The organism is Pseudomonas emilianonis (genome assembly GCF_023072625.1).
GTDB lineage: Bacteria > Pseudomonadota > Gammaproteobacteria > Pseudomonadales > Pseudomonadaceae > Aquipseudomonas > Aquipseudomonas paraveronii.
In genome coordinates this window covers 1-13111 of sequence record NZ_JAKNRV010000134.1, presented here as the reverse complement: position 1 = coordinate 13111, position 13111 = coordinate 1, and the positions used below count along the sequence as shown (strand labels likewise).

Annotated in this window: 7 protein-coding genes and 2 pseudogenes; 5 read left to right on the top strand and 4 right to left on the bottom strand. The window is 63.0% G+C overall.

What is annotated here, in order from left to right:
* Together L9Z73_RS15125 and mrcB are read right to left on the bottom strand one after the other, a co-directional pair.
* Nucleotides 1–263: pseudogene (locus L9Z73_RS15125) on the bottom strand (hypothetical protein); the annotation flags it as partial.
* Between the two features lie 16 nt (nt 264–279).
* A complete protein-coding gene (mrcB, locus tag L9Z73_RS15120; RefSeq protein ID WP_247402313.1) occupies nt 280–2604 on the bottom strand; it encodes a penicillin-binding protein 1B in 2325 nt (774 codons plus the stop codon).
* 118 nt (nt 2605–2722) lie between these two features.
* Between mrcB and L9Z73_RS15115 the strand changes: the two genes are divergently transcribed.
* The 3 genes from L9Z73_RS15115 (at nt 2723) to L9Z73_RS15105 (ending at nt 5193) form a co-directional block, all read left to right on the top strand.
* Nucleotides 2723–4279, top strand: coding sequence for an AAA family ATPase (locus L9Z73_RS15115; RefSeq protein WP_247402310.1), 1557 nt, complete (start codon nt 2723–2725; stop codon nt 4277–4279).
* A 92-nt stretch (nt 4280–4371) separates the two neighbouring features.
* On the top strand, nt 4372–4716 hold the full coding sequence (locus tag L9Z73_RS15110; RefSeq protein ID WP_247402307.1) for a pentapeptide repeat-containing protein: 345 nt from the start codon (nt 4372–4374) through the stop codon (nt 4714–4716).
* A 204-nt stretch (nt 4717–4920) separates the two neighbouring features.
* Nucleotides 4921–5193, top strand: a complete 273-nt coding sequence (locus L9Z73_RS15105; protein ID WP_247402305.1) for a TfoX/Sxy family protein — start codon at nt 4921–4923, stop codon at nt 5191–5193.
* A 239-nt stretch (nt 5194–5432) separates the two neighbouring features.
* On the opposite strand, the gene L9Z73_RS15100 is transcribed toward L9Z73_RS15105, so the two are convergent.
* Nucleotides 5433–6200, bottom strand: coding sequence for a heme ABC transporter ATP-binding protein (locus L9Z73_RS15100; RefSeq protein WP_247402303.1), 768 nt, complete (start codon nt 6198–6200; stop codon nt 5433–5435).
* A pseudogene (locus L9Z73_RS15095) lies at nt 6200–6295 on the bottom strand (iron chelate uptake ABC transporter family permease subunit); the annotation flags it as partial. The gene L9Z73_RS15100 and the pseudogene L9Z73_RS15095, both read right to left, overlap by 1 nt.
* 21 nt (nt 6296–6316) lie before the next feature.
* Here L9Z73_RS15095 and L9Z73_RS15090 point away from each other — a divergent pair.
* Together L9Z73_RS15090 and L9Z73_RS15085 are read left to right on the top strand one after the other, a co-directional pair.
* Nucleotides 6317–10315 carry a hypothetical protein gene (locus L9Z73_RS15090; protein ID WP_247402301.1) on the top strand — a complete coding sequence of 1333 codons (3999 nt, stop codon included), beginning with the start codon at nt 6317–6319 and terminating at the stop codon, nt 10313–10315.
* A gap of 73 nt (nt 10316–10388) precedes the next feature.
* Nucleotides 10389–13111, top strand: a 2723-nt coding sequence (locus L9Z73_RS15085; protein WP_247402299.1) for a transglycosylase domain-containing protein, incomplete at its 3' end; no start/stop codon positions are given.

The window sequence follows — 13111 nt, the reverse complement described above, 5'->3', positions numbered from 1 at the left end:
GGCTCGGCGCTGATTGGCGCCGATGTCGCGGCACCGCCGCCAGGCACCATCACCACCACACCCGAATCCTGCGGCACGGCACGGGTCGCGGCCTGGGTAGGACGCTTGGTCACGGTCTGGCGGAAACCGCCATTGGCCGAGATCCGATCGCTATTGGAGACGGCCGTGCCCGAGTCCACCACGGGAATGGAGCCGCGCTGAACGCTGGAGCAACCGCCGAGCAAAGCCAGAGCTGTAATAGCTGGAATCCACCACTTGTTCACTTGAAACCCTCTTTGCTTAATTCATCCAGCCCTTGACCCAATCCATCACCGATTCCGCGCTCGCAGGGGCACTGCCGCCGCATGCGGCACCGGGTGGTGGTTCGCTGCCGCGAATATACGGCATCTGCACCGCGCCCGGACAGTTGGCATCGGAGCCCTGGCCGGTGTGCGGATCAATCCAGGCCAGCACGATGTTGTCCGGCTGCGGCATGCTCAGCGGCAGCGGATCGGCCTTGCGCATGAAACTGGTCCAAACCTGCAATGCACCGGTCGCGCCGGTGAACGGCGTCTTGCCGTTGTCATCACGCCCCAGCCAGACCACGGCCAGCACATCCTGACCGAACCCTGCGAACCAGCTGTCACGCGAATCGTTACTGGTGCCGGTCTTACCCGCCAGCGTCAGGTTGGAGGGCAGGACCTTGTACACAGAACTACCGGTGCCTTCGCGCATCACACGCTGCATGGCGTTCTGGATCAGGTAGATGGAGCCCGCATCGAAGCGCTGCTGAATCTGGAACGGATAACGCTTGAGCGGCTCGCCTTCGGCCGTCAGCACGCTGCGAATCCCGCGCATCGGCGTGTTGAAACCACCATTGGCGAGGGTCTGGTACATGGTCGCAACTTCCATCGGCGTCATTGCACCGGCGCCCAGAAGGATTGACGGAAAGGCCGGGAATTCACGGGTGATGCCCAGGCGTGCCAGCGTCTTGAGGACGTTCGGCACACCCACGTCAAGCCCCAGGCGCGAGGTCGAGATGTTGTAGGAGTGCGCCAGCCCCTGGTACAGGAACACCGTACCGTGGGAACGACGATCAAAGTTCTGCGGCGTCCACACCTGGCCATCGGCACCTTTGACCGACAGCGGGTCATCCGACAGCCAGCTCGTCAGGGTGTATTTGCTCGGTTTTTCCAACGCCGTCAGGTACACCGCCGGTTTGACCAGCGAGCCGATCGGCCGCACCGCATCCAGCGCGCGATTGAAGCCGGCGAAACTGGCCTGACGACTGCCGATCATGGCCTGGACTTCACCGGTTTCCGGATTGGTCACCACCATGGCTGCTTCAACTTCGTCGGAACCCTTACGCCCCGCCAGACGCTTGAAGGTGTCGTTGACCGACGCCTCGGCTTTCATCTGCAGGATCGGGTCGAAACTGGTGAAGATCCGCAGGCCCTCCTCAGTCAAGTCTTCGTCGCGGTAGTCTTCACGCAACTGGCGTTTGACCAGGTCGATAAAGCCTGGGAAGGAGCTGTCCGCCAGCTTGCCGCGAGTGGTCACACCCAGTGGCATTTTCTTCGCAGCGGCAACCTGCTCAGCCGTCGCGACGCCCTGCTGCTCCAACACATCGAGCACCAGATTACGCCGCTCAAGCGCCCGTTCAGGGTTGCGCCGTGGGTTGTAGTAGGACGGGCCCTTGACCATGCCCACCAGCAACGCGACCTGATGCAACTTCAGCTCGGACAGCGGCTGGCCGAAGAAGAACTGGCTGGCCAGACCGAAACCGTGGACCGCGCGCTGGCCGTCCTGGCCGACGAACACCTCGTTGAGGTAAGCCTCAAGGATTTCCTGCTTGCTGTAATGCAACTCCAGCAGCATCGCCATCATGGCTTCGGTGAGTTTACGGGTCAGGCTGCGCTCGTTGGTGAGGTAGAAGTTCTTCACCAACTGCTGGGTCAGCGTACTGCCGCCCTGGGTCATTTTGCCGCCGGAGGTGTTGACCCAAATCGCACGGGCGATGGACTTCGGCGACACGCCCCAGTGGCCGTAGAAATCGCGGTCTTCCACGGCGACCAGGGTTTCCAGCAGGTACGGCGGTACCTGATCGAGCTTGATCAGGATTCGATCTTCCAGATTTTTCGGGTAAATCCCGCCGATCATCAGCGGTTCCAGACGCACCACGGGCAGCTTCGAGCCGTTCAGCGACGACAGCTCGGCCACGTAGTCGCCGGAGAAGCGCACGCGCACCGGCTGGGCTTTTTCCAGGCCTTCATAGAACTGGAAGCCGCGGGTGTTCAGGTCCACGGTATTGCCGCTGACGGCGGCAGCGCCGGGGCCATTGCTCACGGGTTCGCGGCGATAGCCCAAGGCGTCGAGTTCGGTAAGGAAGTCATCCTTGCTCAGCTTCTGGCCGGTGAACAGTTCCAGCGGGCGGGCGTACACCTTGGCCGGAATGGTCCAGCGCTTACCGGAGAATTTTTCCTGGACCACTGCGTCGAGGTACACCGCAAAGCCGGCGAGCACCACAAAGCCCACCAGGCTGAGTTTGAGCGCCCAGCCCAGCCACGGGCGCAGGCCGCGGGAAGGAGGTTTTTTACGGGAACGGGGAGATCGGGTTCGAGTCATGGCGGCGGATTATACGCACTTTATTGATGATCAACATGAGCCGGACAGCGGTTTGCACGGCAGGCGTCAGCAGCCATAATGCCCGCCATGATTTCCCCCAGACTTTGAAGGATCGCCCGTGAGCCAGCCCCTGATCGCAGCCCTGCAGAACCCGGCTTTATACCCCCATCCGGTTGAAGCGTTCCAAGTCATTGAGACCCATATTTCCTGGGTCATACTGACCGGCCCCTACGCATATAAACTGAAGAAGCCGATGAACTTTGGCTTTCTGGACTTCACCAAGCTGGAAGATCGGGGGCATTTCTGCAACGAAGAGCTGCGCCTCAACCAGCGTCTGACCGAAGATTTGTATCTTGAAGTGTTGCCGATCACCGGCACGGCCGAAGCCCCGCAATTGGGCGGCGACGGCCCGGTCATCGAATACGCCCTGAAAATGCGTCAATTCCCGCAAAGCCAGTTGCTCAGCACCTTGCAAGCCAACGGTGAGCTGACCAGCGCGCACATCGACGAGATGGCCAAACAGATCGCGCACTTCCACCTCACCGCACCGAAAGTGCCGCAAGAGCACCTGGCCGGCACCCCGGACGAGGTGATGGCACCGGTACGCCAGAACTTCGATCAGATCCGCCCGTTCCTCAGCGACAAGGCTGACCTGCTGCAACTCGAAGCCCTGCAAGCCTGGGCCGAAAGCAGCTTCGAACGCCTCAAGCCGCTGCTGGCACAGCGCAAGCTCGATGGTTTCACCCGCGAGTGCCACGGCGATATCCACCTGGGCAATGCCACCTTGATTGATGGCCACGTGGTGATCTTCGACTGCATCGAGTTCAACGAACCGTTTCGCTTCACCGACGTGTACGCCGACACCGGCTTCCTGGCCATGGACCTGGAAGACCGCGGCCTCAAATCCCTGGCTCGCCGCTTCATCAGCCAATACCTCGAACTGACCGGCGACTACCAGGGCCTGGAACTGCTGAACTTCTATAAAGCCTACCGCGCGCTGGTACGGGCCAAAGTCTCGCTGTTCAGCATGCCCAGCGAAGCGAGCCCGGTGCAACGCGCCACCACCCTGCGCCAGTACCGCAACTACGCCAACCTGGCGGAAAGCTACAGCACTATCCCTTCGCGCTTCCTGGCGATTACCCACGGCGTTTCGGCTGTGGGCAAAAGCCATGTGGCCATGCGCCTGGTGGAAGCCTTGGGTGCCGTTCGCCTGCGTTCGGACGTGGAGCGCAAGCGCCTGTTTGGTGAGCAACCGGTGGAAAACACGCCACAGGCCGGCATCTATGCTGCCGACGCCAGCGCGAAAACCTACGCACGCCTGAACGAAATCGCTGAGACCGTGCTGCGCGCCGGCTTCCCGGTGGTACTGGATGCGACCTTCTTGAAACGCGCACAACGCGATGCCGCCGCCAAAGTGGCCGAAGCGACGGGCGCGCCCTTCCTGATCCTGGATTGCAACGCGCCGCAGGCCGTTATTGCCAACTGGCTGGCACAACGTCAGGCAGACCAAAACGACCCGTCCGACGCTACACTGACGGTTATTGAAGAACAGCAAGCCCATCGCGAACCTCTGACGGCCGAAGAGCTGCTGCTGAGCAAGCGCGTCGAGACCAATCAAAGCGGAACCCTCGACGCACTGGTTGCGCAAATTCGCCAGCGCCTGCCAGGTCTGTAAGAAAAACTTCTTGGTCGCGTCGTCATCTTAGGCGAGCGGCCAAACAACAGTGGCACTATAATGGCGCCATAAGTCCAACAGGTGTCGCTATCATGAGTCATCCCAAGCTTCTTGATACCCCGCTCTATTCGCTCCTGCACAAAGATGATATTCGCGGCTTCAACCAGGAACGCCCCACAGACGGCGTCATCGACATGCGTGGTGGCGACTTCCGAGGGCTGGATCTGCGCGATCTGAATGCCAGCGGCGTGGATTTCACCGACGCGTATTTCCGTTCTGCCGATTTGCGCGGGCTGGACTTGCGCGAGTGCTCACTGGAAGGCGCGAGCCTGGCCCACGCGCAGATTTCGGGCACCTACTTCCCGCCAGAACTGACGGCCGACGAGATCCTCATGTCGGTCAATTTCGGCACGCGCCTGCGCTACCGCACCAAGTAATACGCTCCCCCCAAGCCCCGGTTACGTGCAACACGGACCGGGGACTTCCTGCCTGCCCGCCATAAAACGCTCGCGCCATTCTTATAAGCATTTGCGTCGTTCCTGAGCAAAGAACTACGCTTTTCCTACTGAGCGCTACACTCCTTTTCAGGCTTGCCTGGTCACGACACCCACCGCACCATTCGGCCGTCGCAAGGAGGCTCGATGAACGATGAGCTGCAACACCTGAGAAACCTTGGCAAGACCTCGGCGCAATGGCTGCACGCGGTGGGCATCCACAGTGCGTCAGACCTGCGTCGCCTGGGGGCGGTCGATGCTTATCGAGCCGTGCGCACTCGCGGCTTCCGTGCATCGAAAGTCTTGCTGTATGCAATCGAAGGGGCGTTGATGGATGTGCATTGGAACGACATTCCTGCCGAACGCAAGGAAGCGCTGAATCGCCAATTAGAGGCTATCTCGGCGCGCCAGAAGAATTAGATCGGCGATCCCTCCCAACGCTTAGTGGCATTGCGGACAAGCACTTGAGAAAAGCGGGAGGGCTTGCGAAAACAAATCTTGACTCTTAAATGAGAATCGTTATGATTATCGCAACTGATCGCGAGATCAGCCGATAACTGAAAGACCATTGGTTCGGACTCTCAGATTATCTCCTCATCAGGCTAATCACGGTTATTTGACCCGGCTCTTGCCGGGTCTTTTTTTGCCTATAAAAAGCCTCAGCGAGCAATGATCAATGGATGCCCGCGCTCAGGATGCGGCTGCACCAGTACATCCAGCCCGAATACCGCTTTAAGCGGCTCAGGTCGCAGAACCTGTGCCGGGGTATCCAGCGCATGGGGCCGGCCCTCGTCCAGCAACAGAATCCGGTCGCAGTAACGCGCCGCCAGGTTCAGGTCATGGAGGATCACCAGCACCGCTGCTCCTCGGTCAGCAAAGGTGCGGATCGCCTGCAAGGTCGTGTGCTGATGCAAAGGGTCAAGCATCGAGGTCGGCTCATCCAGCAGCAACGTCTGCCCCGCCTGCCCGGGCCATAACTGCGCCAGCACCCGCGCCAGGTGAACACGCTGACGCTCGCCGCCCGACAATGCCAGGTAACTGCGACCGCTCAAGTGCGCGACATCCGCAGCCCGCAACGCGGCATCGATAATCTCGTCATCACGCACCCGCCCGGTCTGATGAGGCAAGCGGCCCATGCCGACCACCTCCTCGACACGAAAGGCGAAATCCAGGGTTGAGGCCTGCGGCAACACCGCCAGGCGTTGGGCGCGTTGCGACCCGCTCCAATCCTTCAGCTCATGCTGATCCAGCCACACCGTGCCTTGATCCGGGTGCAGCTCCCCGCACAACGCGCCGAGCAAAGTACTCTTGCCCGCGCCATTCGGGCCCAACACGCCAAGTACCTGGCCAGGCAACAGCTCCAAAGTGACATCCGCCAGTACGGTTTTACGACCGCGACGGATCTTCAGCCCCTCCACTCGCAGCATCAGGCGCGACCTCGTAACAACAGGTAAAGAAAAAATGGCGCGCCAATCAACGCGGTGACAATACCGATCGGCAATTCCGCTGGCGCCAAGGCCAAGACACCCTGCAAGCCCTGGAGATGAACCGGCCCCGACGCCCCGAATTCGACGATTACCATGGGCTGTTGAGCGCCACGGCCCAGTCGCCGGTGCGACTGCTGAGCGAGCAGCGGCAAACGATTACCGAGACGGCGAATAACGGCCTGCCCTCCGGCCATCCACGCCTGCTCGACCGCTTGTGCGGCACACGGCTGAGCGGCCTGCACGCCGACGCGATCCGCAGCCAGGCCGATCATCTGCTCAAACAAGTGCTGCGCCTGGGTCCGGCGCGTCAACTTGGCCAACGCCTGGTGACGGCACTGCGCTGGTACGGCCAGCACCCGGACGAAACCGCCAGCCAGACCAGCCTTGACCTGCTGGTGCTAAGCGCAGTGATCCTCGACCTCGACCCTGCGGCCGGCGAAGAGGGCGCCCCCGTCGCCGGTTTCGACCTGAGCGCCCACGCGGGCAAGCCCCATGGCGAAGTGCGCCAAGCGCTGGAACTGCACTTGGTACGCACCTGCAAGGTCTCCACCCGCGCAGCCCCCCTCGCCGCCCACGTGTTGCTGGCCGGCGCCGCACCGGAGTTTCTGGTGCACGGGCTGCCCGAGACCTTGCGCTTTGGCAGCTCGATCGCCTGGATGAGCTTCAAACAAGGGGTCTTGATGGCGCAGGCCATGGCGCCCGGATCACCGCGTCACCTGACCTACAACGACATGATCGCCCTGGCGTCCCTCCCCACCACGACCGGCCAGCAACAACAGTGGCGCGAATACATCGCCACCCGCACCTTGCTCGACTGGGCCATCGCCGTGGGCGAACTGCCCGAACGCGAAAATGCCCCCTACCTGACGCACGAAATCGACGCGCTGAAGCTGCGCCTCACGCAACGTCTGCACGCACTGAAACAAGCCCTGATCACCTTTGCCGACACACCGCCGACCCGCCGCAGCATCGCCCTGGCCGACCTCAAACAGCTGTTCCCAGGCCAGACACTGCTGGAACAAGCCTGCCTGTGGCGCCCGGTCCCACCCCTCGCCGGCGGCAGCCTGCGCTTTCCTATGCACCATCACGAGCGCCAGAACTACAGCCTGCACAGCCTGGTGGAACGGCACATGGACGGCCAACTGGGCGACAGCCGCTGGCACTCCACCGAACCCCAGCTGAACCTGGCGCAACTGCGTCCATCGTTCGCGCGCCTGGGCAACATCGAGCAGCGCTTCGACACGGCCTTCAGCGCCTATATCGAACGCATGAAGCAGGCCTACAGCACCACGATTGAAGACCTGCTGGCGCAACTGCCGCTGGCCGATCGAATCTACCTGCAACAGGCCGACCTGCAGTTGTTGGTGCTCAAACAAGAACCCGGCAAAGACCTTGCCCTGCTGAGCCCGGAGGAAGAGCTGGCGCGCAGCGCCCGAATGGGCGTGATCCTGCGCGGCACATCCGCCACGGCGGTGAATGAGTACGAGTTGTTCCCGCTGTTGAACCGCGTACACAAGCGCAGTGGCGCGCCGTTGGCGTTCCGTGAAGGCGGCACGTTGATGTCGGTGATCACCGGCGCTCCCCACTCCACCCGCCCGGTCACCCAACTGTTGATCGGCGATGAGTTGCCGCTGGACTGGGACGCCTACGCCAGCGGGCGCCCGCCACGGCCGGGGCTACGCTCCAAGGTGATTGTGCAGACGCTGTGCTCATTCAGCCCGACGCCCGCCAGCTCGCCGACGGCGGCGCTGACCTATGGTTCGGCGCTCAATCGCGCCATTGCCCAAGCCATCGTGCAGCAGCACTTCTTCCTCGAAGTGGATGCCTTGCACGCGCAAGCCCGGGGGACCACGCAGCGCGAGCAGATTCAACAACGCTGGGATCGGTTATGGGCACGCCTCAAAGCCCTCGTGCCGTTCTGGTCCTGCGCCGAAGACATCGGCTCTGGTAACACCCGTCGGGTCATCGAAGGCGGTTATGCCTGCTTTATCGACCTGTTGACGCTGCTGTTTCCCACCCAACGCTTTCTCAAAGCCTCGCTGGCGGTGCTGAAAAAAACCGTGCCGCTGCCCATCAAGCTCCTGCAATTGGGGCAGTTGAGCAGCAGCTTCCTCAATACCCTGCTGAACCCGCTGGATGGCCTTCCGGGCCTGTTCAGGCTGGCTCGCAGCGGGATGCTCCGGCTGAGCAGCGGGGCGCGGAAGATCCTCGACACGGCCATCGCGCAGGTCCAACACCACGCGGCCGACCTGCTCCTGTTGGACTACCCCAGGTTGCTGGCCGGTGCCGATATCGGCAGCGGCACGGTCTTGCGCGACAGCGACCTGCTGCGCATCAACGCGATGCTGCGCAAAAACCACTGGTACCCCTGCCACCCCTTCACGCGCAAACCCTACGGGCCGCCGAGCCACACCTTTCGCCTGGACAGCGCCCTTGGCGTGGCGCCGATGCAGAGCGCCCACGGGCATCCGGTGCTGGTCGCCGAACGGCTGTTCGCCACCCAACCGCTGCTCATTCCACGTTCCGACGCCACCGACCTGCTCGACCACGCCAACCTGTTGCGCCTGGAGCATCGTGCGCCAACCCACCTAGACGACCTGACCTCTGCCGCCTACTTCAAGGTCGCCGAAGGCTTCGACAGCCTGTGCGGCCCTGCACGAAACAAACGCAGCCCAATCCCGCTGATTTGCTTCACCAAAAAACTCGCCGCGTTCAACGCCTCGATCCAGCAACGCCGGGTCCAGGCCATCGAGCACATTCGTTTGATCCCCGCGCCCGCCGTCGGTGCAGACACCCGCAAGCTGGTCCACAACCGCCGGCTGTACGCCGCAACGCCCCAGGGCACCACCTTCGAATTGACCCCGGTGGCCAGCACCACACCGTTGTCGTACAAGCCCCAGGTCACCGGCCGGCTCATTGACAGCGAGCCGCAGTTTGGCCTGCCCAACAATCAATTGGACAACCAACTCAGCCGCGACACTCGTGTGGTCGAACTGGCGGGGCTGACGGAGGGCACGGATGACAGCCGGACCCTGCGCGCCATGGCGATTGATCTGAGCCCCGGCGGGGGCACGCGCATTATCGTGGAGGCCGACGCCGGGGCCTTTTACGAAGCGATCCCCACCGCCCCCGCTCCGGCGCTGCTGTTCAACCGCCTGGACTTCAGCCAGGGCGCAGAGCCCGAACAACTGATCCGCGCCTTCAGCAAATGCAAGCTCGACTATTTGTACGCCGCTGGGTTTGCGCATAACCGCCCGTTGGTCACCCTGCCCACCCTGGAGGTGCTGAGCCAGCAATTGGCCGCGCGCGGCTTCGGTGCCGCAAAACTCCAGCGCCTGATCGAGCAGTCCCGAGGCCTGCGGGTCATCAAGCAGCGCGAGTTGTTGCTCAACGCCAGCGATCAGGGGCAGCGCCTGGGCATGAGTGTGGCCGTCGCCCCCTTGAAGCTCGAGAGCTGGCCACCCTACGCTGCCCAGCCGGGCCAAACCGTCAATCAGTACCTGGCCACCAAGGCCCATGCCAGCACCGTGGAACTGGTCAAAAACACCGGCATCGGCCCGGCCAACGTCGTGGGTACGGGTATCGACGAGCTGGAGCGGCTGTCCATCGCCGAGCCCTTGGTGATGTGGCAGTACAGCCGGGCGGGCCAGCCCAACTACACCGAAGTGATCCTCAAGACCGGTGCGGGCAATTGCGACCAGATGGCCCACGTGGCGTGCGAGCTGATCACATTCAACGGCGGCGCCGCGCGCATCTGGGGCACCAGCCCGCCCGCCCACGCGTTTGTGGTGGTGGGTATACCGCCCGCAACGCTGGGGTCGACGCTGGATTTCGGCGAAGCGGGCTGGAGGGGCCTGTGGATATGCGACCCCTGGGCGGCCATCGTCTGCCCGGCAAGCGACTACATGCGCCAGCTCAACGTCAGAATGCACACCTGGTACCTGGAGGACATTTCGGTATTTTTCAACGACCGTGGCACCTACCGCTGGGGCCAGGCCAATGACCGCGACTGGCTGACCCTGCTGCGCACCGCGCTGAAACGTCCGCAACCGTGAGCTGACACATTTCGTCACCAACGACTACGCTTCAACCAAGTCCGATCAATCTACGTCAATGGATCAATCGACTATGGGCGCTTTATGGCAAACCGATTCGAAGCAGGCTGCGCTGCCAACCGACAGCCCGGATCAACCGCCATTGCCACACCGCGCCCGCACGCGAACAGCGTGGTGGCGCCTGGTGTGGCTGGTGCTGTTGCTCGCGCTACTAGCCCTGGGCTGGGCCGCCAGCGTGGAAATGCGCACCTCGCGCCTGCAAGCACGCTACCTAAGCCCGTTGGCCGCATCGCTCAGTTATCGCCTGGAACCCGGCGCCAGCGATGCCATCGTGTATCCCGGCGACGGCCCGTTCGACCGGCGCCTGGGCTACAGCGCCCTCGGTGAATTCCTACCGCGCCTGCTCAAGCGCAATTACCTGATCCAGGCCCAGACGCGTTTCTCCCCGGCCTTGCTGGGCTATGCCGAGCGCGGGCTGTTCGTGCCCTACGCGGAAAAAGTCCAGGCCGGCCTGAGCATCACCGATTGCCGCGCCGCGCCGCTGTACACCTTCACCTACCCGCAACAGCTCTACACCCGCTTTGCCGCGATCCCGCCGCTGGTGGTGCAGAGCCTGCTGTTCATTGAAGACCGCGACCTGCTCGACCCCAAGCAACCGCTGGCCAACCCGGCGGTCGACTGGCCGCGCTTTGCCAAGGCGGCCTGGTCGCAAGTGGCCAAACTCCTGCATCTACCAGGGCAGACCGCCGGCGGCAGCACCCTGGCCACGCAGCTCGAAAAATATCGCCATTCGCCCGACGGCTTGACCGTGTCCGGCGGCGAAAAAATTCGCCAGATGCTGTCCGCCAGCGTCCGGGCCTACCAGGCCGGGCCAGACACCCTGGGCAGTCGGCAGAATATCGTGCGCGATTATCTCAACAGCGTGCCGCTGTCTGCGGTGCCTGGCCACGGCGAAGTGCATGGCCTGGCCGAGGGGCTGCGGGTGTGGTACGGCGCCGACTTCAATCAGGTCAACCAGGCCTTGAGCGACAGCGCGCAAGACCCGCCTAGCCTGGCCAGACGCGGCCTGGCCCTGCGCCAGGTGTTGTCGCTGATGATTGCCCAGCGCCGCCCCTCGCACTACCTGACCAAAGGCCGCGAAGAGCTGGCGCAATTGACCGACAGCCATATCCGCCTGCTCGCGCAGAACCAGGTGATCCCCGCCACCTTGTCCGCCGCCGCCCTCGCCAGCCCTGTGACCTACCGCGACTGGCAGCAGCAACCGACCCTGCAGCCGGTGGAAACCAACAAGGCCATCAACGTTGCGCGCAGCCGTCTCGCCAGCCTGCTCAACCGCTCGCTGTATGACCTCGACCGTCTCGACCTGTCGGCCACCAGCACCTTGCACTACGCGCTGCAAACCCAGGCCACCGACTACCTCAAGCACCTGGCCGACCCGGCGTTCGCCGCGCAAATGGGCCTGCTCGGCCCGCGCCTGCTGACCCCGCAAAGCACGCCGCAGGTGCGCTACAGCTTCACCCTCTACGAACTGACGCCCGACGGCGCACGCGTGCGGGTGCAGACCGACAACACCGACCAGCCGTTCGATATCAACGAAGGCAGCAAGCTGGAACTGGGCTCCACCGCCAAGCTGCGGGTGCTGACCACCTACCTGCAAATCATCACCGAGCTGCATGAGCGCTACCAGGCGCGCACGCCCGCCGAGCTGAAAAACGTCGAACTGCCCGAACAGGACGTGCTCTCGCGTTGGGCGCTGAATTACCTGACCCAGCACAGCGACCGCGACCTGTCGAAGATGCTCGACGCCGCCCTCGACCGCACCTATTCGGCCAACCCCGGCGAGGCGTTTTTCACCGGCGGCGGCCTGCACCGTTTCCATAACTTTCGCAACGAAGACAACGGCCGCGACCCGACCTTGCGCGATGCCCTGCGCGAGTCGATCAACCTGCCGTTCATTCGCTTGATGCGTGATCTGGTGCGCTACACCACCTATTCGGGCGAAGACAACAGCGCACGGCTGCTCAAGGACGACAACGACCCGCGCCGCCAGGAATACCTGGCCAAATTCGCCGACCACGAAGGCACCGCATTCCTGCTCAAGTTCTGGAAAAAATACCGCCACAAAGACACCCAGGCCCGGCTCGACACCTTCATGGACAGCCTGCACCCCACCGCGATCCGCCTGGCCGCCGTCCACCGCTACCTGCTGCCCCAGGCCAGCCAGGAGAGTTTCAACGGCTTCGTGCGCTCGCACCTGAAGCACCTCAAAACCACCGATAAGCTCACCGACGAGCGCCTCGAACGGCTCTACCAGAGCTACGGCCCCGGCGCTTACAACCTGCCGGACCAGGGCTATATCGCCAAGGTGCATCCGCTGGACCTGTGGTTACTGGGCTACCTGCTCAACCACCCCGAAGCGACCTTCGACGAGATCGTCAAAGCCAGTGAGTTTGAGCGCCAGGAGGTCTATAGCTGGTTGTTCAAGAGCCGCCACCAGAGTGCGCGTGACAGCCGGATTCGCACCATGCTGGAGATCGAAGCGTTCCTCGATATCCACCAGCGCTGGCAGGCCGTCGGCTATCCGTTCGACCACCTGGTGCCGTCGCTGGCCACCGCCATCGGCAGCTCCGGCGACCGCCCCGCCGCCCTCGCGGAACTGATGGGGATCATCCTCAACGACGGCGTGCGCCTGCCCGTGTTGCGTATCGACAGCCTGCAATTTGCCAGCGGCACGCCCTACGAAACCCACGTCGCCAACGACCCGAATCGCGGCAAACGGGTGCTGCCCAGCGAAGT